Raw genomic sequence first — 19,128 nt, 5'->3', positions numbered from 1 at the left:
CCCTGACACCTGCTCCGACCTGCGAAGACAACGGAGGAAGGCCGTCAGGGCCGGCAAGTTATCCACAGGCTGGGGACCTCCCCGGCGGATTGTCGTCCGGGCCGTGCACTATGGGGCCATGACTGAGAGCACTGGGTCCACCTCGCAGGAACAGCAGGTACGCGGCGAGACCATGCCGGACTGGGAGAAGCGCTTCCGGGCGCCGCGGGTGTCGCTGCCGGACTGGGCGGAGGACGCGCCGCACCGTGCGCTGTTCGTGTCCAACGCGACGGGGACGTACGAGTTGTACGCGTGGGACCGCACGACGGGCGAGCAACGCCAGGTCACGGACCGGCCGAACGGCACGACGGACGGCGTGCTCTCGCCGGACGGCGAGTGGATCTGGTGGTTCGACGACACGGACGGGGACGAGTTCGGGATCTGGAGAAGGCAGCGGTTCACCGGGGGCGGCACCGCGGACGGCCCCGACGAGCCCGCGGCTGACGGCCTCGAGCCCTCGTACCCGGCGGGTCTCGCGATCGGGCGGGACGGCGGCACCGCCGTGGTGGGGCGGTCGACCGACGAGGACGGGTCCACGGTCCATGTCGTACGAGCCGGTCAGGAGCCGGTGGAGATCTACCGCCACCGGGAGTCGGCCGGCGTCGGCGACCTCTCGCACGACGGATCGCTGATCGCGGTCGAGCACACCGAGCACGGCGACGCGATGCACTCGGCGCTGCGGGTGCTGCGCCTCGACGGCTCCACGGTCGCCGAGCTGGACGACACCAAGGGTGGCTCGGTCGAGCTGGGCCTGGAGGTGCTGGGCTTCGCTCCGGTCGACGGGGACACGCGGCTGCTCATCGGGCACCAGCGGCGCGGCCGCTGGGAGCCGCTGGTGTGGGACGTCGCCTCCGGCGAGGAGACGGACCTGGCGCTGGAGCTGCCGGGCGACGTGGGCGCGGAGTGGTATCCGGACGGTTCCGCGCTGCTGGTCGCCCACAGCTTCGAGGCGCGCAGCGAGCTGTTCCGCTACGACCTGGCCTCGCGCGAGCTGGTCCGGGTGCCGACGCCCGCGGGCACGGTGTCGGGGGCGACGGCCCGGCCCGACGGCAGCGTGGAGTACCTGTGGTCGTCGGCGGCCGAGCCGTCGGTGGTGCGGTCCACCTCGGGCGGGATCGTCCTCGATCCGCCCGGGATGAAGTCGCCGGGTTCGGTGCCGGTGGAGGACGTGTGGGTGGAGGGTCCCGGCGGGCGAGTCCACGCGCTGGTGCAGAGGCCGGCGGGGGCGAGCGGTCCGCTGCCGACGGTGTTCGACATCCACGGCGGTCCGACCTGGCACGACAGCGACTCGTTCGCGGCGGGCCCGGCGGCCTGGCTGGACCACGGGTACGCGGTCGTGCGGGTCAACTACCGCGGGTCGACCGGATACGGGCGGGAGTGGACGGACGCGCTCAAGCACCGGGTGGGTCTGATCGAGCTGGAGGACATCGCGGCGGTGCGGGAGTGGGCGGTGTCGTCCGGGCTCGCCGACCCCGACAGGCTGATCCTGACCGGCGGTTCCTGGGGCGGGTATCTCACGCTGCTCGGGCTCGGCACCCAGCCGGACGCGTGGACGATCGGGATCGCCGCGGTGCCGGTGGCCGACTACGTCACGGCGTACCACGACGAGATGGAGGCGCTGAAGGCGATGGACCGGACGCTGCTCGGGGGCACGCCGGAGGAGGTGCCGGAGCGGTTCGAGGCGTCGTCGCCGCTGACCTACGTCGACGCGGTGAAGGCACCGGTGTACATCTCGGCGGGCGTCAACGATCCGCGGTGCCCCATCCGGCAGGTGGAGAACTATGTGGAGCGGCTGACCGCGCGGGACGCGGTGCACGAGGTGTACCGGTACGACGCGGGGCACGGCTCGCTGGTCGTGGACGAGCGGATCAAGCAGGTGCGGCTGGAACTGGAGTTCGCGGAGCGGCACCTCGGGCGGTGAGGACGCGCGGGGGCCACGGCGCGCGGAGCCTCTGACGCGGGGCGTGCGGGGCCGGTGAAGCGGGGCGTGCGGGGCCGGGGTGACGGCGAGCGCCGGTCTCGTACGGCCGAATCCCGGTCCCGTACGACCGAACCCCCACGCTCGGCCCGGGCCGACGGCACCGTACCGTTGACGTCGTGTACCGGTTCCTGCTGACGCCCCGATGGTGGGGGATCAACGTCTTCGTGCTGTTGGCCATCCCCTTCTGCGTCTTCATGGGGTCGTGGCAGTTGAGCAGGTTCGAGGACCGGATACAGGACCACCGGACCGCGAGCGAGCAGGCCGCGGCGGCCAAGACGGCCGCGGCCCGGCCGCTGGCCGAGCTGCTGCCCGTGGACAAGAGGACGTCCGGCAGGCAGGCCACGGCGACCGGCCGGTACGACAGCGGCAGGCAACTGCTCGTGCCGGACCGCGAGCTGGACGACAGGCGCGGGTTCTACGTCCTGACGATGCTGCGCACCGACGGCGGCAAGGCGCTGCCCGTGGTGCGGGGCTGGCTGCCCGGCACCGCCGACGCGGCGAAGGCGCCGGCTCCGCCCACCGGCGAGGTCACGGTGACGGGCGCGCTCCAGGCGTCCGAGAGCCCCGGGTCGAACGGGGTGAGCACGGTCGGCGGGCTGCCCGCGGGCCAGACCGGCGCGATCAGCTCGGCGGCGCTGGTGAACCTGGTGCCGTACGACGTGTACAACGCGTGGATCACGCTCACGAAGACCGACAGCGGGATGAAGGCGGTGCCCGCGACGGCGGCCCAGGGCACCGGCCTCGACCTGAAGGCGTTCCAGAACCTCGGCTACACCGGTGAGTGGTTCGTCTTCGCGGGCTTCGTCGTCTTCATGTGGTTCCGGCTGCTGCGCCGGGAGGCGGAATTCGCCCGGGACGCGGAACTGGGGATTTTCCCGCCCGAGACCGACGCGACCGGCGAAGCCGAGGCCCGGGTCGAGGCCGAGGCCGAAGCGAAGAGCTGAGAAGGCCGCCGCCGCAGTCGCCGCCGTCGCCGCCTGCGCACATCGGCGGAAACGCAGCGGCGCGCACGCGGCGTCGGAGGCCGGGTCAGGACACCGCCGGCAGTATCCCGGTCCGGTAGATCGTCCCGGCGCACGCGTTGGACACCGCCGTCGTGGCCGTGGGTGACCCCGCGGCCGTGATGTGGGACACCGTCACGCTTCCGTCGGCGGTCCCGTCCTCCCTCAGCAGCTGCGGCGCCGTGCCGGCGCCGGCCGAGTCCGTACCGCCGCTGTCGGTGGTGTCGTCACTGGGCGTCGGGTCCGGGGAGGGGCCACCGGGACCACCCGTGGTGGGGCACGTCTCCGACGGCACCCAGGCGAACTTCACGTCGTACGCCGCCCCCGGCTGAAGCACCAGGGAGGCGACGTCCTGGGACGGGTCCGGCAGGCCGGCCGCCGCGTCGCCCGCGACATGGGGCACCACGTTGATCTTGGACTGGTCCGCCGCGCCCGCCGCGGCCGCGGTCACGCTGCCCGTGCCGGAGACCGTACAGCTCGTGGCGGAGATGTTGGAGATGCGGAAGGTGCCGTAGACGGCGCCGGTCGAGTCCGGCGTGCCCGCGTTCGCGGACACCACGCCGAACTGGGTGGCCGTACACGTGGGTGCGCTCGCCGCGGAGGCCGGCGGGTTGACCCCGCCGGTGGTCCCGCCGCTCGCCCCCGTGCCCTTGTCGCCCTTGCCCTTCTGGCTGTCCTTGCCCTTGCCCTTGGACGAGCCCGAGGAGCCGGCGGCGTTGGAGCCTCCGTCCGGGCCCTTGTCCTGGCCGGCGCCGCCCTGCGCCTGGGAGGCCTGGCCGGCGATGGACGGGTCGGCGTCGGAGCCGGTGGCGTTCGAGACGTGCACGAGGGCCGGGATGGCCGTGCCGATGAAGAGCGCGGCGGCGGCCATGCCCACCACGGCCTGCCGCTTGCGCGCCCGCCGGGCCGGCACCGCGCGCCGCAGATGCTCCAGCGTGGCGTCGTGGGGCTCGATCTCCCGGACGGCCTGGTGCAGCATCCTGCGCAGCGCCAGCTCGTCCGAGCCGAGCCCGTCGCCGGGCTCCGAGTCGAAGCCGTCGGGATCCGCGCCCGGGCCGAGCCCGTCGAAGCCCCGGCCGCCACCCCGACCGTCCGTGTCCGTGTTCTCAGGTCCCTGTCCGTCGGGGCCGTGTTTCACAGTGCCGTTCCCAGCGTGTTCATCGTCGTAGGAGTCAATGGAGTCGAAGATGGAGTCGAAGGGCTCGAAGGGCTTGTCGTCGTACCCGCTCATACCGGCTCCTCCATGGCGATGCGGAGCGCCGCGATGCCACGCGAGCCGTACGCCTTGACGGACCCCAGCGATATCCCCAGCGTCTCGGCGACCTGGGCCTCGGTCATGTCGGCGAAGTACCGCAGGACCAGGACCTCGCGCTGCCGGCGCTGCAGGCCCTTCATCGCCTTGATCAGGGAGTCGCGCTCCAGCTGGTCGTACGCGCCTTCCTCCGCGCTCGCCATGTCCGGCATCGGCTTCGACAGCAGCTTCAGGCCGAGGATGCGGCGGCGCAGCGCGGAGCGCGAGAGGTTCACCACCGTCTGGCGCAGATACGCGAGCGTCTTCTCCGGGTCGCGGACGCGCTTGCGCGCCGAGTGCACCCGGATGAAGGCCTCCTGCACGACGTCCTCGCAGGACGCGGTGTCGTCGAGCAGGAGCGCCGCAAGACCCAGGAGGGAGCGGTAGTGGGCGCGATAGGTCTCGGTCAGATGGTCGACCGTCGTACCGGCGGCCATCGTCTCGTCAGCGCCCTCGCGCTGGTTCGGTATGCGGGCGGGCCGCGCTGCGGGCATGGGGGCGATCACCGGCATGCCGCCGGGCGCGCCGGGCATGCGGGGTCGGCGGGGTGGACGAAGGGCTGTGCCCCTTGCCTGTACCGCGGTGAATTCCAGTACCTCTGCCACGTCAGTTGGACACGTTTCCCCCCACCAGGGTTGTACGCGACAGGCATCACGTTTGCGTCAGGCTGCACACCTGCCCGCGCGCTCCCCAGCGCAACGGACAGTGCATCAAAGGCCCTCATGCGTACCAGCTCTTCCCCTATGCCCCGTGTGTCGTGGCTCCCAGCCCCCCGAAGGGCGACCGCAAAGACGCTCCCCGCCGTCCGCACGGTTGCGGAGAGCGGGGAGGGAAATCTTCGAACGCCGAAAGGGCTTGATTCAAGTGGTCCGGACCATGGGCCGCACCACAGAACTCACACAGATCCTACAAACGAATCCGCTGGTGGCCAGGGTGATTCCGGTTTTCGGACACCTGAGGCGAAGAACTTGCCCCCCCTGTGCCCTTTGGGCTCCTTACGCCCCCGTCAGCTCCCTCGCCACCAGCTCCGCGATCTGCGCGGTGTTCAGAGCGGCGCCCTTGCGCAGGTTGTCCCCGCAGACGAACAGTTCGAGTGCCGTCGGGTCGTCGAGCGCGCGGCGTACGCGGCCCACCCAGGTCGGGTCGGTGCCCACCACGTCGGCGGGGGTCGGGAACTCGCCGGCGGCCGGGTCGTCGAAGAGGACGACGCCGGGTGCGGTGGCGAGGATCTCGCGGGCCTTGTCGACGGTGACCTCGCCCTCGAAGCGGGCGTGGACGGTGAGCGAGTGCGTGGTGACCACCGGCACCCGGACGCAGGTGACGGCGACGCGCAGCTGGGGCAGCCCGAGGATCTTGCGGGACTCGTCGCGTACCTTCATCTCCTCCGAGGACCAGCCGTCCTCGCGCAGCGATCCGGCCCACGGCACGACGTTCAGCGCGACCGGCTCCGGGAAGGGACCGGTGTTGTCGCCCACGGCCCGTCGTACGTCACCGGGGCTGGTCCCCAGTTGCGTACCGGCGACCAGGGACATCTGCTGCCGCAGCGTCTCGACGCCCGCGCGTCCGGCGCCGCTCACCGCCTGATAGCTGGACACCACCAATTCGCGCAGCCCGAACTCGGCGTGCAGCGCGCCGAGCGCCACGATCATCGAGAGGGTCGTGCAGTTGGGGTTGGCGATGATCCCGCGCGGGCGCATACGTACCGCGTGGGGATTGACCTCGGGTACGACGAGGGGCACGTCGGGGTCCATCCGGAAGGCGCCGGAGTTGTCGACGACGACCGTGCCCTTGGCCGCCGCGATGGGTGCCCACTGCGCGGCGACCTCGTCCGGCACGTCGAACATCGCCACGTCGACGCCGTCGAAGGCGGCCTCGGTCAGGGCCATGACCTCGACCTCCTCGCCGCGCACGGCCAGCTTGCGGCCGGCCGAGCGCGGGGAGGCGATCAGGCGGATCTCGCCCCAGATGTCCGCGTGCTGCGACAGGATCTGGAGCATGACGGTGCCGACGGCGCCGGTCGCTCCCACCACCGCGAGCGTCGGCCTCCCGGCTCGCGGCCCGGTGCGGTCCATCAGCGGCCCGTGCCCCCGTAGACCACGGCCTCGTCACTGTCGGAGTCCAGCCCGAAGGCGGTGTGCACGGCGCGGACGGCCTCGGGGACGTCGTCGGCACGCGTGACGACCGAGATACGGATCTCGGAGGTCGAGATCAGCTCGATGTTCACGCCCGCGTCGGACAGCGCCTCGAAGAACCCGGCGGTCACGCCCGGGTTGGTCTTCATGCCGGCGCCGACCAGGGAGATCTTGCCGATCTGGTCGTCGTAGCGCAGGGAGTCGAAGCCGATGACCGACTTGGCCTTCTCCAGCGCGTCGATGGCCTTGCGGCCCTCGGTCTTCGGGAGCGTGAAGGAGATGTCCGTCAGGCCCGTGGAGGCGGCGGACACGTTCTGCACGACCATGTCGATGTTGACTTCGGCATCGGCGATGGCGCGGAAGATCGAGGCGGCCTCGCCCGGCTTGTCCGGGACGCCGACGACCGTGACCTTGGCCTCTGAGGTGTCGTGAGCGACACCGGAAATGATGGCCTGCTCCACCTTCTGTTCCCCTTGCTGCTGTGCCTTTTGAACGAGTGGCGTGTTACTGACCCAGGTGCCCTGAAGTCCGCTGAAGGACGAGCGCACGTGGATCGGGATGTTGTAACGGCGGGCGTACTCCACACAGCGGTGGAGCAGCACCTTGGAGCCGGAGGCGGCGAGCTCCAGCATGTCCTCGAAGGCGATCCAGTCGATCTTCTTCGCCTTCTTCACCACGCGCGGGTCGGCGGTGAACACGCCGTCCACGTCGGTGTAGATCTCGCAGACCTCGGCGTCGAGGGCGGCGGCAAGGGCGACGGCGGTCGTGTCGGAGCCGCCGCGGCCGAGCGTGGTGATGTCCTTCTTGTCCTGGCTGACGCCCTGGAACCCGGCGACGATGGCGATGTTGCCCTCGTCGAGCGCGGTCCGGATGCGGCCCGGCGTGACATCGATGATCCGCGCTTTGTTGTGGACCGAGTCGGTGATGACGCCTGCCTGGCTGCCGGTGAAGCTCTGGGCGCTGTGGCCCAGGTTTTTGATCGCCATCGCCAGCAAGGCCATGGAGATCCGCTCTCCGGCGGTCAGCAGCATGTCGAACTCTCGCCCGCTGGGCATCGGAGATACCTGCTCGGCGAGATCGATCAGCTCGTCCGTCGTGTCGCCCATCGCGGAAACGACCACGACCACCTGGTGGCCGTTCTTCTTCGCTTCCACGATTCGCTTGGCGACGCGCTTGATGCCTTCGGCATCGGCTACGGAGGAGCCTCCGTACTTCTGCACGACAAGGCCCACGTGCGCTCCTCGCTCAATCCGTTTCTGCACCGCACAACTGCGGTCGGCTCAGTCTAACGAGCAGCCGAAATTCCCTGCCGAGATGTCGCATGGTGAGATGTCCCGCTCACACAGCGATCCCCTCGGATTTCTCCGGGAATCTCCGGCCGCTCCAGGACGGCATCTGCCCTCGTCACGGGAGCGGTACTCGGAAAGTGCGCCGCGTCACACGCAAGCGATGTGACTTAATTTTCAAGCATGGGGGTGCGGCTGTGCGCGTACTCCTGTTGCCCGCCATCACATTCCGGCCCCGCCTCAAGGCCCCAGAAGGCGCCAAAAGACCTCAGAAGGCCTCAAGTGAGGCAGTGGCCTCCTACCTGACCGTCCGCAACCCCAGCGGGCCCGCGATCTCACTCGCCATCACCCGGCCCGCCTCCTCCGCGAGGGCGTCCTCGCTGAGGTCCTGGTCGGTGTCCAGGCCGTCCAGCTCCTCCAGGGGCTGGTTGAGGCGGACATGGGCGACCAGGGACTGGAGGGCGCGGAGCGTCGCGGACGCCGTGGAGCCCCAGTTCGAGAAGTACGAGAACTGCCACCACCACAGGGCCTCGGTGGTGCGGCCCGCGCGGTAGTGGGCCATGCCGTGGCGCAGGTCCGCGATCACATCGGCCAGGTCGTCCGAGATGCGGGCCGGCACCGGGGCCTTGCGCGGCTCGTACGGGTCGAAGACCTCCGAGTAGACGTCCACCGGATCCAGCATCGTGGCCAGGCGCTCGCGGAGTTCGTCGACGTCCGGCTCCGGGCCCATGTCCGGCTCGTAACGCTCGTCGGGGACGATGTCCTCGTGCGCGCCGAGACGGCCGCCGGCCAGCAGCAGCTGGGAGACCTCCAGCAGGAGGAAGGGGACGGCCGAGTCCGGCTCGTCGCCCTTCGCCACTTCCGTGACGGCGACGAGGAAGCTCTCCACCTGATCCGCGATCTGGACCGCGAAGTCGTCGGGGTCCTGCGTCGTGTTGTGCAGCGTGGCGTCAGACATCTAGGAGTCGTCTCCCCTCGAAGGCGCGCCCGAGGGTCACCTCGTCCGCGTATTCCAGGTCGCCACCCACAGGGAGGCCGCTGGCCAGGCGGGTGACCTTGAGGCCCATGGGCTTGATCATGCGGGCGAGATACGTCGCCGTGGCCTCGCCCTCCAGGTTCGGGTCGGTGGCCAGGATCAGCTCCGTCACCGTGCCGTCCGCGAGACGCGCCAGCAGCTCCCTTATCCGCAGGTCGTCCGGCCCCACACCCTCGATCGGGCTGATCGCGCCGCCGAGCACGTGGTACTTGCCGCGGAACTCGCGCGTGCGCTCGATCGCGACGACGTCCTTGGGCTCCTCGACCACGCAGATGACGGACAGGTCGCGGCGCGGGTCGCGGCAGATGTTGCACAGCTCTTCCTGCGCCACGTTCCCGCAGGTCGCGCAGAAGCGGACCTTCGCCTTGACCTCCATCAGGCACTGCGCGAGGCGGCGGACGTCCGTCGGCTCGGCCTGAAGGATGTGGAAGGCGATCCGCTGCGCGCTCTTGGGACCGACGCCGGGCAGCCGCCCCAGCTCGTCGATGAGGTCCTGGACCACGCCTTCGTACAACGGACTGCCTTCCTGGAGTGCTTCCGTACGAGGTGCTTCTGTACGAGTTGCTTCTGTACGGATGCTTCAGTACGAGTGCTTCAGTACGTACGGTAGTTGGCCGCTGCCCGTCTTAGAAGGGCAAGCCGGGGATGCCGCCGCCGCCCAGCCCCTGGGCGAGCGGGCCGAGCTTCTGCTGCTGGAGCGCCTGCGCGTTCTCGTTCGCCGCCTGCACGGCCGCGACGACCAGGTCCGCGAGGGTCTCCGTGTCCTCCGGGTCGACCGCCTTCGGGTCGATGACGAGCGCCCGCAGCTCGCCGGAGCCGGTGACGGTGGCCTTCACCAGCCCGCCGCCCGCCTGGCCTTCGACCTCGGTACGCGCCAGCTCCTCCTGCGCGTTCGCAAGGTCCTGCTGCATCTTCTGGGCCTGCTGGAGCAACTGCTGCATATTGGGCTGGCCACCACCGGGAATCACGATCAGCTCCTGGTTCATACGGCTGTCAGTACGACTGTCGGTGCGACGTCCGCACGGCTGTCCGTACGGCTGTCAGGGCGGGTTTGCCGCCTGGCACGAGCCTACGTGGTCATGGGGGCGATCGCTCCAGCACTCTTCCCGGCACTCTTTCGGGTGAGATCAGCACGTGGCCTATACCTGATCAAGGCCCTCTTCTGGGCGGAAAAGCGGCGAAACCCGGGTCATCGCCACCCATTGGGCGGTAGGAAAGGGGCTGCGCTTCAGCACCATCCAGCACCATTCAGCACAGGTGTCACGCAGGCTTCCGTCCTGCGGCTGTCACACAGTTTTGGGTCTTGAGTAGGGAGTGCCGGGTGAGCCAGCCGGAGATGCAGCCCGAGGGGTCGGCCCAGGACGGTCGGGGCGACGGCGGCGCGGGGCTGCGGTCGGGTGACCTCATGGGACGGCCGTTCCCGCTCGGCGACTGGGGGGAGCCCGCGGAGCGGCTCGACGAGCTGTACCGGTGGGTGGAGCGTGGGGCGCTGGACACCGCCGCCTGGTATCTCGCCGACCGGAGGTGGAAGCGGCGGGGCGCGCGGGCCCTGCGGACCGGTGCGGCGGTGGGGGCCGTGTGCGGGGCCGCGCTGCCGCTGCTCGATCTCACGGGGGTCGTCGGCGGGGCGACGCCGTGGGCGTATCTGGCGCTGCTGCTCGGGGTGGCGTGCGTGGCCGGGGACCGGTTCTTCGGCGTGACGTCCGGGTGGATGCGGGACGTGGCCACGGCGCAGGCGGTGCAGCGTCGGCTTCAGGCGCTCCAGTTCGACTGGGCGTCGGAGAGCGTGCGGGAGGTGCTGGGGCCGGCCGAGGGGACCGCCGGGGAGGCGTCCGAGCGGTGCCTGGGGGTGCTGCGGCGGTTCTCGGAGGACGTGACGGAACTGGTGCGGGCGGAGACGGCGGACTGGATGGTGGAGTTCCGGACGGGTTCCGCGCCGCTCGGGATGCATTCGGTGGGGGCGGGAGCCGCGCGGATGGACGGGGTGGCGCCGGGGAGGTTCGCCGTGCCACCGCCGCCCGGGACCCGGCCGAACATGCCTCGGCAGCGGCCACCCGAGGCGCGGTAGCGCCGGACCGCGAGGGGCCGCACGGCAGCACCGGACCACGAGAGGCCGCACGCCAGCACCGGACCGTGAGGGGCCATGCGGGAGCGCCGGACTGCGAGGCGGGCCCGGTGCGGGTGGCTCAGTCGCTCTTCGTGTACGTGAGCGCCTCGCTGGTGCCCTTCTTCACCCGGCGCAGGCTGCCGTCCGGGAGGAGGGTGATCTCGGAGGCGTCGCCCGGTGTGCAGGAAGAGGCCGGTTCGCCCACGGTCACCGTGGACGGGCCGATCTCCAGCGGGCCGTCACCGCTCGGCTTCTCGGCCAGATCGGCCTTGAAGACACAGTGGTACGTGCCGCTGCCGGCCGGACCGTCCGCGGTCAGTGACAGGACAGTGTCGCCGACCTCGCCCTGCCGGATGACCAGGCGCCGGGTGCTGTGCCCGTTGGAGTTGTCGATGCCGTCCGTCCAGGTGCCGAGGTAGCCCTCCGGGATCGCGCCGCCCGCGGTCGACCGCGTGGTGCGGTCCCCGGTGGACGGGGTGGCGGGGTCGGACGGGTCGGAGCTGCCGGGGCCGGGGTCCGTGGACGCGGAGCCGACGGGCGAGGGCTTGCCGTCACTGGTCGTGCCGCTGTCCCCGCCCTTCATCAGCGCGTACACCGAACCGCCCGCCCCGAGCGCGACGACCAGCGCGACGACGACCAGCGCCGCCGTGGAGCGCCCGCTTCTTCGCGGCGGCTCCTGCTGCCCGGGGGCGCCGACGACCGGCCCGTACGGCGGGGTCGAGCCGAGCCCCGGCCCGCCGTACGCCGGGGCACCGCCCCAGCCGGCGTTCTGCGGATAGCCGTACGCGGAGGGCTGCGGGTGCTGCTGCGGGTGCTGCTGCGGATAGCCGTAGGCGGGCGGGGCGGCCGGCGGGGCCGTCCGGCCCGGGCCGACGATCTGGGTGGGCAGCCGGTCCACGGGGGCGGGGCTGCCGGGCGGGGGCGGTACGGCGCCGTTCGGGGCGCCGGCGTCGGAGGCGGGGCCGTGCTCGGGGGAGACCTCGGGCCGCTTCGGGGCGTGGGGCGGGCCGGGGGTGCCGGAAGCGGCCGCCGGAGTGGACAGCACGGCGGCGGCGCCGGGCCACACGGGAGTGTCCGCGGGGGCGGCGGGAGCACCCCCGGCCGAAGCACCCCCGGCCGAAGCACCCGCTGTCGGAGCGCCCGCCGTCGGAGCGCCCGCCGTCGGAGCGCCCTCCCGTTCCGGCTCCTCGTCCGTCTCCGGATCCTCCGCGTCGAGCAACCGCACCGCGTGGCGCCCCAGTTGGGCGACGAGGGCGCTCGGCAGCCAGGGGTCCCGGGACCGCCCGTCCGCCACGGTGTCCTCGGCGCCGGTCCGCTCGAGGATCCGCTCCAGCGGCGGCCGCGCGGCCGGGTCCTTGCGCAGACACTCCCGTACGAGATCGGCGAGCCCCTCGGGGACGCCGGTCAGGTCGGGTTCCTCCTGGGCGATGCGGAACATCAGGGCGTGCACCCCGCTGCTCGCGGTCCCGAAGGGAAGGGCGCCGGTGGCGGCGTACGCGAGGACGGATCCCAGGCAGAAGACGTCGCACGCGGGTGTGACGCGGTCGCCGCGCACCTGTTCGGGGTGCCCATGAAACCCGGTGCGAACCGACGAGCGCGCCGGTTTCCTGTGTGATTGAGCCCGCACGTCGGTGACGGTCTCCAGGGCGCGGGCGATACCGAAGTCGATGACCCGGGGCCCGTCGATGGTGACGAGCACGTTGGACGGTTTGAGGTCCCGGTGGATCAGTCCGGCGGCGTGGATGTCCTGCAAGGCGTGGGCGAGCCCGGCCGCGAGGATCCGGACGGACCGCTCGGGCAGGGCGCCGTGATCGCTCCCGACGACGGTCTGGAGGGTGGGCCCGGCGACGTACCCGGTGGCGACCCACGGGATGGCGGCCTCGGTGTCCGCGTCCAGAACGGGCGCGGTCCAGTGCCCGCCGACGCGCCGCGCGGCCTGCACCTCCTGCCGGAACCGCGCCCGGAACTCGTCCTGTTCGGCGAGCTGCTGCCGTACGAGCTTCACGGCGACGGTACGTCCCCGGTCGGACCGGGCCAGATACACCTGCCCCATCCCGCCGGCCCCGAGCCGCGCCAGCAGCCGATATGCCCCGATACGCTGCGGATCCCCCGCTCCCAGCTTCTCCACCGCCGCGCCGCCTTCCCCCGGTGTGCCCCCGTACGCCAGCAACAGACCGAGGATAGTGCGGCCGTACGGGCGGGTGGGCGGAGCGGTGTCTACGGTTCCGTAACAGGCGTGATCTCGTCGAGCGTGTTCGACAGCCGTTCCAGCACGCGTACGGCCTCGGCGAGCTCGGCGTCGCCCAGGGCCTGCGCCAGCCGGCCGGCGAAGGCGGCGTGACCGGGACCGATCCTGGCGACGGCCGCGCGCCCCTCCTCCGTCGGGGCGAGGAGCTTGGCGCGGCGGTGGGCGGGGTTGGGGCGGTACTCGGCGAGTCCCCGCTCCACCAGCAGGTCGGCGATGCGCTGCACGCTCTGCCGGGTGATGCCCATGGCCCGGGCGATCCCGGACACGGGCAGCGGCTCGCCGAGCACCGCCCCGAGCACCTGCCACCAGGCGGCGGTGAGCCCGGCGGGCCGGGCCAGCTCCTCCGCCACGCCCAGGAACTGGCCGTTGAGCCGGAAGACGGCGAGGGCACCGCGGCTGAAGAGGTCCTGGCGCTCCCGGCTCACCGCGCGGCCTCCTCCAGGACCGCGTACGCCGCCGCGTCCGAGTCGTGGAACAGCCGGTACCAGGCGTCCAGCACCTCCCCCTCGTACACCCCGAGCAGGCGGAACACCTCGCGTGCGAAGGCGACGGGCTCGGTGGGCCCCGCGGTGACGAGGTTGCCGTCGGTGACGGCGTCGGCGTCCACGTACCGCTCGCCGCCCCCGTATCCGGTGGCGGCGAGGTAGAAGGAGACGGCGCTGGTGTGGTCGCGGTCGTCGAGCAGGCCCTCCCGGGCGAGCCCGGCGGTCGCACCGCAGATGGCGGCGACGGGCACCCCCGCGTCGAGGAAGGCACGGGCCGTGCGGGCGAAGGGGGCGAGGTCGTCGCCGGAGTCCCACAGGTCGGCGCCGGTGAGGATCAGCAGGGAGCTGTCCTCGGGGCGCAGGCCGTCGAGCGCGAGGTCGGGCTGGATGCGCATGCCGCCGAGGGTGGTGACCGGCTCACGGGTGGGGCCGACGGTCCGGATCGCGTATCCGGCGCGGGCGAGGTGGGCGGTCGTGTGCCCCGTCTCCCAGTCGGCGAAGGTGTCGTAGACGGCGAGGTGGGCGGGCTTGCGGGTCATGGCTCCTCCTTGGACGGACCCCGAAGCGCTTGCGGGACGGACCCGAGCACTTGTCAGCATCCTGTCATTACGACAGTACCCCGTCAATACGACAGCACACTGTCAATAAGGCGGTGGTGGACAGACTGTCGCGTTCCCGTCCCGACCGCAGACAGGACGCCGATGTCCTGTCCGTGCCGCGGACATCTACCCTCGGCGCCATGACCCCTCAGCCGAATCCCCAGGTCGGTGCCGCCGTCAAGGCCGCGGACCGTGCGCATGTCTTCCACTCCTGGTCAGCGCAGGAGCTCATCGACCCGCTCGCCGTCGCCGGTGCGGAGGGGTCGTACTTCTGGGACTACGACGGCAGGCGGTACCTGGACTTCACCAGCGGACTCGTCTTCACCAACATCGGGTACCAGCACCCCAAGGTCGTCGCCGCCATTCAGGAGCAGGCCGCGAGCCTGACCACCTTCGCGCCCGCCTTCGCCGTCGAGGCGCGGTCCGAGGCGGCCCGGCTCATCGCCGAGCGGACGCCCGGAGACCTCGACAAGATCTTCTTCACCAACGGCGGGGCCGACGCCATCGAGCACGCCGTGCGCATGGCGCGGATACACACCGGGCGGCCCAAGGTGCTGTCCGCCTACCGCTCCTACCACGGTGGCACCCAGCAGGCCGTCAACATCACCGGTGATCCGCGCCGCTGGGCCTCCGACAGCGCCTCGGCGGGCGTCGTGCACTTCTGGGCGCCGTACCTCTACCGGTCGCGCTTCTACGCGGAGACCGAGCAGCAGGAGTGCGAGCGGGCGCTGGAGCACCTGGAGACGACCATCGCCTTCGAGGGGCCGGGCACGATCGCCGCGATCGTGCTGGAGACCGTTCCGGGGACCGCGGGGATCATGGTTCCGCCGCCCGGATATCTCGCCGGGGTGCGTGAGCTGTGCGACAAGTACGGCATCGTCTTCGTCCTGGACGAGGTGATGGCCGGGTTCGGACGGACCGGTGAGTGGTTCGCCGCGGATCTCTTCGACGTCACACCCGACCTGATGACCTTCGCCAAGGGCGTGAACTCCGGATATGTGCCGCTGGGCGGTGTCGCGATCTCCGGGAAGATCGCCGAGACCTTCGGGAAGCGGGCCTACCCGGGCGGTCTGACCTACTCCGGGCATCCGCTCGCCTGCGCCGCCGCCGTCGCCACGATCAACGTCATGGCCGAGGAGGGGGTCGTCGAGAACGCGGCGAACCTCGGCGCCCGGGTCATCGAGCCGGGGCTGCGCGAGCTGGCCGAGCGGCACCCGTCCGTGGGCGAGGTGCGCGGTGTCGGCATGTTCTGGGCGCTGGAGCTGGTCAAGGACCGGGAGACGCGGGAGCCGCTGGTGCCGTACAACGCGGCGGGCGAGGCGAACGCGCCGATGGCCGCCTTCGGTGCCGCCGCCAAGGCGAACGGCCTGTGGCCGTTCATCAACATGAACCGCACGCACGTCGTGCCCCCGTGCAACGTCACGGAGGCCGAGGCCAAGGAAGGCCTGGCGGCCCTCGACGCGGCCCTCTCGGTGGCGGACGAGTACACGGTTTAGCCGACAGCCGGCGCCGACGCCGACAGCCGGTCGGGGCCCTGGGCGCTATGCGAACAGGGCCCCCGACCGGCTGCGCTCAGGCCCACCGGCCGTGGGTCGCGCAGGACCACCGGCCAGGCGCCAGCCAGGCCCCCCGGGAACCCCACCGCGTAAGGTGACGTGCTCATAGACGACCCGTACGCGGAGGGAGATCCCGATCACCATGCCCGGCACCGGCGGCAATGGCGCCGTGACCCGTAGCACCCTGCGGCAGCAGATCGCGGACGCGCTCCGCGACGAGGTGCTGGCCGGCCGGCTCCAGCCGGGGCAGGAGTTCACGGTGAAGGAGATAGCCGACCAGTACGGCGTCTCCGCGACCCCCGTCCGCGAGGCCCTCGTCGATCTGTCGGCACAGGGCCTCCTGGACGCGGTGCAGCACCGCGGCTTCGAGGTCCGCGCGTACTCCCTCGCCGACTACCGCGGCATGATCGAGGCCCGCAGCCTCGTGACGGACGGGATGTTCCACCAGCTCACCGGCGGTGACGGACGGGACCCGTCCGACCCCCGCCTCGCCGCCGACCTCGCCGTCGTGCGCCGCCGCGGCGAGGAGGCCGAGCGGGCCGCGGGCGCCGGTGACCTGAACATCCTCATCGGCTACGACCTGCGCTTCTGGCGCGAACTGAGCGCCCTGTTCGGCAACCCCTATCTCGCCGACTTCCTGCACCGGCTGCGCGTCCAGTCCTGGGTCTGCGCGGTCCAGCACCTGCGCAGGGTGTCCGACCTCAAGGGCCGCCTCTGGTCCCGCCACACCGATCTCGTCGACGCCCTCGCCCGCCGTGACCCCGCCGGGGCGCATGCCGTCGTCACCGCGTACAACGCGCACTCCCTCGACCTGGTCGAACGGCTGGCCGCCGGGAGCGCCGGATGAGCGCGACGCAGGTTCCCGACGTCATAGAGGACATGCCGGCCACCTCCATCGATCTCTCCGTAGTCGTTCCCGCGTACAACGAGGAGCAGCGGCTCGGCCCCACACTCGACGCGATCGTCGACCATCTGCGCGAGAACGAGAACCGCTGGGGCGAGTGGGAGCTGATCGTCGTGGACGACGGGTCCACGGACGGGACGAGGGACGTGGTCGCCGCCGCCAAGGCCCGTGACACCCGCGTCCAGCTCGTCACCAGCCCCCGCAACCGCGGCAAGGGACACGCCCTGCGGCTCGGCGTCCTCGCCTCGTACGGACGCCGGGTCCTCGTCACCGACGCCGACCTGGCCGCCCCGATCGACGAGCTGGAGCAGCTCGACAAGGCGCTCACCGACGGGCAAGCGGCCGCGATCGGCTCCCGGGCCACGGCGGGGGCGGCCATCGAGCGGCGCCAGCACCGGATGCGCGAACTGCTCGGCCGGGCCGGTAACTTACTGATACGCCGGATAGCCGTGCCCGGCATCCGGGACACCCAGTGCGGCTTCAAACTGTTCGACGGCGACCGCGCCCGCGAGGCGTTCGCCGCGTCCCGGCTCAACGGCTGGGGCATCGACGTCGAGGTGCTCCAGCACTTCCGGCGTTCGGGATGGCCGGTCGCCGAGGTGCCGGTGCGCTGGGCCCACCAGTCCGGCTCGAAGGTACGGCCCGCCGACTACGGCCGCGTCCTCGCCGAGCTGACCCTCCTCAAGGCCCGCTCCGTCCGCCCCGCCGACCTCCTGGCCGCGGCCCTGTTCCTGCTGCTGGCGGTGGCCCTCCAGTCGGGCCGCTGGGCCGACCCCGGCCACCGCTATCTGCCCTCCTCCCTCCAGGACCAGAACCAGTGGGAGTGGTTCTTCGCGGTCACGGCCGACAACGTCAGCCAGCTGCGCAATCCCCTCTTCACCACCTTCCAGGGCTTCCCCGACGGCGTGAACCTGATGGCCAACACGGTCATGCTGGGCCTGTCGGTGCCCCTCGCGCCGCTCACGCTGCTCGCCGGCCCCGCGTTCACCCTCGCCCTGGTCATGACCCTCGGCCTCGCCGCGACGGCCGCGGCCTGGTACTGGCTGATCGTCAAACGGGTCGTACGGCAGCGGGGCGCGGCCTTCGTCGGCGCGGCGCTCGCCGCCTTCGCCCCGCCGATGGTCAGCCATGCCAACGCGCACCCGAACTTCGTGGTCCTGTTCATGGTCCCGCTGATCATCGACCGCGCGCTGCGGCTGTGTACGGGCGCCCGGGTCGTCCGGGACGGCGTCGTACTCGGGCTGATGGTGGCGTACCAGATCTTCCTCGGCGAGGAGCCGCTGCTGCTCGCCTCCCTGGGGACGGTGCTCTTCGCCGGGGCGTACGCGGCCGCGCGGCGGGAGGTCGCGCGGGCCGCCTGGCGCCCCCTGCTCAAGGGTCTCGGGATCGGCGCGGCCGTCTGCCTCCCGATCGTCGCCCTCCCCCTGTACTGGCAGTTCTTCGGGCCGCAGAGCTACAAGAGCGTGCTGCACGGCGACAACGCGGGCAACAGTCCGCTCGCGCTCTTGTCGTTCGCGGAGCGCTCGGCGATCGCCGGCGACGAGCTGACGGCGAACGCGCTGTCCCTCAACCCGACCGAGCAGAACGCCTTCTACGGCTGGCCGCTGGCCGCGCTCGCCTTCGCGATCGTCATCCGGCTGTGGGAGCACGCGGTCGTCAAGGCGCTGGCCTTCACGACGATCGCCGCCGCCGTCCTCTCCCTGGGCCCGAGGTTCCGCATCCCGCTGACGGACATCACCATGCCCGGCCCGTGGGCGCTGCTGGCGGACAAGCCGCTGTTCGAGTCGGTCATCGAGGGGCGGGTCGCGATGATCTGCGCGCCCGCGCTGGGCATGCTGCTCGCCCTCGCGATCGAGCGGCTGGTAAGGACCCCGAGCCAGAGCACACGGCTCCTGGGACTCACGGCGGTGGCCCTCGCGCTGCTCCCGATCGTCCCGGCGCCGCTGAAGACCGTGGAGCGCGCCGAGGTGCCCGCCTTCATCGCGGACGGGACCTGGAAGTCGTACGTCGACGTCGACAAGGGCGAGACGCTCGTACCGGTCCCGCTCCCCGACTCCGGCAACGCGGAGGCGCTGCACTGGCAGACCGCGGCGGGCCTCGGGTTCAAGCTGCCCGGTGGCTACTTCAACGGCCCGTACGGCAAGGAGCGCATCGGCATCTACGGCGCCTCCCCCCGCTCCACCTCGAGTCTCCTGAGCGACATCTACTACAAGGGCGTCGTCCCGCAGATCGGCGAGGACTGGCAGGCGCAGGCGAAGGCCGACTTCGCCTACTGGAAGGCGGGCGCGCTCGTGCTCGCCCCGCAGGGCCGCGAGGACGCGCTGCGGGCGGCCGTGGAGAAGCTCGTGGGGCGCCCGGGGAAGTGGGTCGACGGGGTGTGGGTATGGGATCTGCACGACGGGAGCTGACCCGTTCGCGACCGACTACGCTGCCCTGACCATCGTTGGTGTCGTCCGTGTCGTC

The 19,128-nt window shown here is 71.6% G+C and carries 16 protein-coding genes; 6 read left to right on the top strand and 10 right to left on the bottom strand.

What is annotated here, in order from left to right:
* Positions 1-118: 118 nt before the first annotated feature.
* Complete coding sequence (locus SAVERM_RS23580) at positions 119-1,960, top strand: S9 family peptidase (RefSeq protein WP_010985988.1); 1,842 nt, start codon at positions 119-121, stop codon at positions 1,958-1,960.
* Between the two features lie 176 nt (positions 1,961-2,136).
* Entirely contained in the window at positions 2,137-2,964 is an 828-nt protein-coding gene (locus tag SAVERM_RS23575) for an SURF1 family protein (RefSeq protein WP_010985987.1), read from the top strand.
* Between the two features lie 85 nt (positions 2,965-3,049).
* On the opposite strand, the gene SAVERM_RS23570 is transcribed toward SAVERM_RS23575, so the two are convergent.
* The 7 genes from SAVERM_RS23570 to SAVERM_RS23540 form a co-directional block, all read right to left on the bottom strand.
* Positions 3,050-4,252 (bottom strand): hypothetical protein, encoded by a 1,203-nt coding sequence (locus SAVERM_RS23570; RefSeq protein ID WP_010985986.1) that lies wholly within the window; start codon positions 4,250-4,252, stop codon positions 3,050-3,052.
* Positions 4,249-4,845 carry a SigE family RNA polymerase sigma factor gene (locus SAVERM_RS23565; protein WP_202497490.1) on the bottom strand — a complete coding sequence of 199 codons (597 nt, stop codon included), beginning with the start codon at positions 4,843-4,845 and terminating at the stop codon, positions 4,249-4,251. Before SAVERM_RS23565 ends, SAVERM_RS23570 begins: the two co-directional genes overlap by 4 nt.
* Before the next feature lie 462 nt (positions 4,846-5,307).
* Complete coding sequence (locus SAVERM_RS23560) at positions 5,308-6,384, bottom strand: aspartate-semialdehyde dehydrogenase (protein ID WP_010985984.1); 1,077 nt, start codon at positions 6,382-6,384, stop codon at positions 5,308-5,310.
* A complete protein-coding gene (locus SAVERM_RS23555) occupies positions 6,384-7,676 on the bottom strand; it encodes an aspartate kinase (protein ID WP_010985983.1) in 1,293 nt (430 codons plus the stop codon). The genes SAVERM_RS23560 and SAVERM_RS23555 overlap by 1 nt, the downstream gene beginning before the upstream one ends.
* Positions 7,677-8,028: 352 nt before the next feature.
* Positions 8,029-8,688 (bottom strand): DUF5063 domain-containing protein, encoded by a 660-nt coding sequence (locus tag SAVERM_RS23550; RefSeq protein ID WP_010985982.1) that lies wholly within the window; start codon positions 8,686-8,688, stop codon positions 8,029-8,031.
* On the bottom strand, positions 8,681-9,280 hold the full coding sequence (recR, locus tag SAVERM_RS23545; RefSeq protein WP_007383602.1) for a recombination mediator RecR: 600 nt from the start codon (positions 9,278-9,280) through the stop codon (positions 8,681-8,683). Before recR ends, SAVERM_RS23550 begins: the two co-directional genes overlap by 8 nt.
* Before the next feature lie 112 nt (positions 9,281-9,392).
* Complete coding sequence (locus tag SAVERM_RS23540) at positions 9,393-9,734, bottom strand: YbaB/EbfC family nucleoid-associated protein (RefSeq protein WP_010985981.1); 342 nt, start codon at positions 9,732-9,734, stop codon at positions 9,393-9,395.
* Between the two features lie 353 nt (positions 9,735-10,087).
* Here SAVERM_RS23540 and SAVERM_RS23535 point away from each other — a divergent pair, with 353 nt between their 5' ends.
* A complete protein-coding gene (locus SAVERM_RS23535) occupies positions 10,088-10,834 on the top strand; it encodes an SLATT domain-containing protein (RefSeq protein ID WP_010985980.1) in 747 nt (248 codons plus the stop codon).
* A 118-nt stretch (positions 10,835-10,952) separates the two neighbouring features.
* Here SAVERM_RS23535 and SAVERM_RS23530 read toward each other — a convergent pair whose 3' ends face one another.
* Genes SAVERM_RS23530 through SAVERM_RS23520 form a run of 3 tightly spaced genes read right to left on the bottom strand, consistent with a single transcriptional unit; the run spans position 10,953 to position 14,145 of the window.
* The gene (locus SAVERM_RS23530) at positions 10,953-13,043 is read right to left on the bottom strand and encodes a serine/threonine-protein kinase (protein ID WP_272922962.1); all 2,091 of its coding nucleotides are present in this window, start codon (positions 13,041-13,043) and stop codon (positions 10,953-10,955) included.
* A 47-nt stretch (positions 13,044-13,090) separates the two neighbouring features.
* Positions 13,091-13,546 (bottom strand): MarR family winged helix-turn-helix transcriptional regulator, encoded by a 456-nt coding sequence (locus SAVERM_RS23525; protein WP_010985978.1) that lies wholly within the window; start codon positions 13,544-13,546, stop codon positions 13,091-13,093.
* A complete protein-coding gene (locus SAVERM_RS23520; RefSeq protein WP_010985977.1) occupies positions 13,543-14,145 on the bottom strand; it encodes a type 1 glutamine amidotransferase family protein in 603 nt (200 codons plus the stop codon). Before SAVERM_RS23520 ends, SAVERM_RS23525 begins: the two co-directional genes overlap by 4 nt.
* A gap of 200 nt (positions 14,146-14,345) precedes the next feature.
* Between SAVERM_RS23520 and SAVERM_RS23515 the strand changes: the two genes are divergently transcribed.
* The 3 genes from SAVERM_RS23515 to SAVERM_RS23505 all read left to right on the top strand — a co-directional run bounded on the left by SAVERM_RS23515 (position 14,346) and on the right by SAVERM_RS23505 (position 19,073).
* A complete protein-coding gene (locus SAVERM_RS23515) occupies positions 14,346-15,701 on the top strand; it encodes an aspartate aminotransferase family protein (protein WP_010985976.1) in 1,356 nt (451 codons plus the stop codon).
* Positions 15,702-15,903: 202 nt separating this feature from the next.
* On the top strand, positions 15,904-16,608 hold the full coding sequence (locus SAVERM_RS23510; RefSeq protein WP_010985975.1) for a GntR family transcriptional regulator: 705 nt from the start codon (positions 15,904-15,906) through the stop codon (positions 16,606-16,608).
* Positions 16,605-19,073 (top strand): dolichyl-phosphate beta-glucosyltransferase, encoded by a 2,469-nt coding sequence (locus tag SAVERM_RS23505; protein WP_010985974.1) that lies wholly within the window; start codon positions 16,605-16,607, stop codon positions 19,071-19,073. Before SAVERM_RS23510 ends, SAVERM_RS23505 begins: the two co-directional genes overlap by 4 nt.
* The last annotated feature ends 55 nt before the right edge of the window (positions 19,074-19,128 follow it).

Origin of the sequence: Streptomyces avermitilis MA-4680 = NBRC 14893 (assembly GCF_000009765.2) — a bacterium.
In the GTDB taxonomy this organism is placed as follows: domain Bacteria; phylum Actinomycetota; class Actinomycetes; order Streptomycetales; family Streptomycetaceae; genus Streptomyces; species Streptomyces avermitilis.
The sequence above is the reverse complement of the archived record's forward strand: the minus strand, read 5'-3'. Positions and strand labels throughout refer to the sequence as shown.

What these genes read in the sequence shown, in the direction of transcription:
- SAVERM_RS23580 (WP_010985988.1), top strand. Translation starts at nt 119, where the DNA reads ATGACTGAGAGCACTGGGTCCACCTCGCAGGAACAGCAGGTACGCGGC.
- SAVERM_RS23570 (WP_010985986.1), bottom strand. Translation starts at nt 4,252, where the DNA reads ATGAGCGGGTACGACGACAAGCCCTTCGAGCCCTTCGACTCCATCTTC.
- SAVERM_RS23565 (WP_202497490.1), bottom strand. Translation starts at nt 4,845, where the DNA reads ATGCCCGGCGCGCCCGGCGGCATGCCGGTGATCGCCCCCATGCCCGCA.
- SAVERM_RS23560 (WP_010985984.1), bottom strand. Translation starts at nt 6,384, where the DNA reads ATGGACCGCACCGGGCCGCGAGCCGGGAGGCCGACGCTCGCGGTGGTG.
- SAVERM_RS23550 (WP_010985982.1), bottom strand. Translation starts at nt 8,688, where the DNA reads ATGTCTGACGCCACGCTGCACAACACGACGCAGGACCCCGACGACTTC.
- SAVERM_RS23520 (WP_010985977.1), bottom strand. Translation starts at nt 14,145, where the DNA reads ATGACCCGCAAGCCCGCCCACCTCGCCGTCTACGACACCTTCGCCGAC.
- SAVERM_RS23515 (WP_010985976.1), top strand. Translation starts at nt 14,346, where the DNA reads ATGACCCCTCAGCCGAATCCCCAGGTCGGTGCCGCCGTCAAGGCCGCG.
- SAVERM_RS23510 (WP_010985975.1), top strand. Translation starts at nt 15,904, where the DNA reads ATGCCCGGCACCGGCGGCAATGGCGCCGTGACCCGTAGCACCCTGCGG.
- SAVERM_RS23505 (WP_010985974.1), top strand. Translation starts at nt 16,605, where the DNA reads ATGAGCGCGACGCAGGTTCCCGACGTCATAGAGGACATGCCGGCCACC.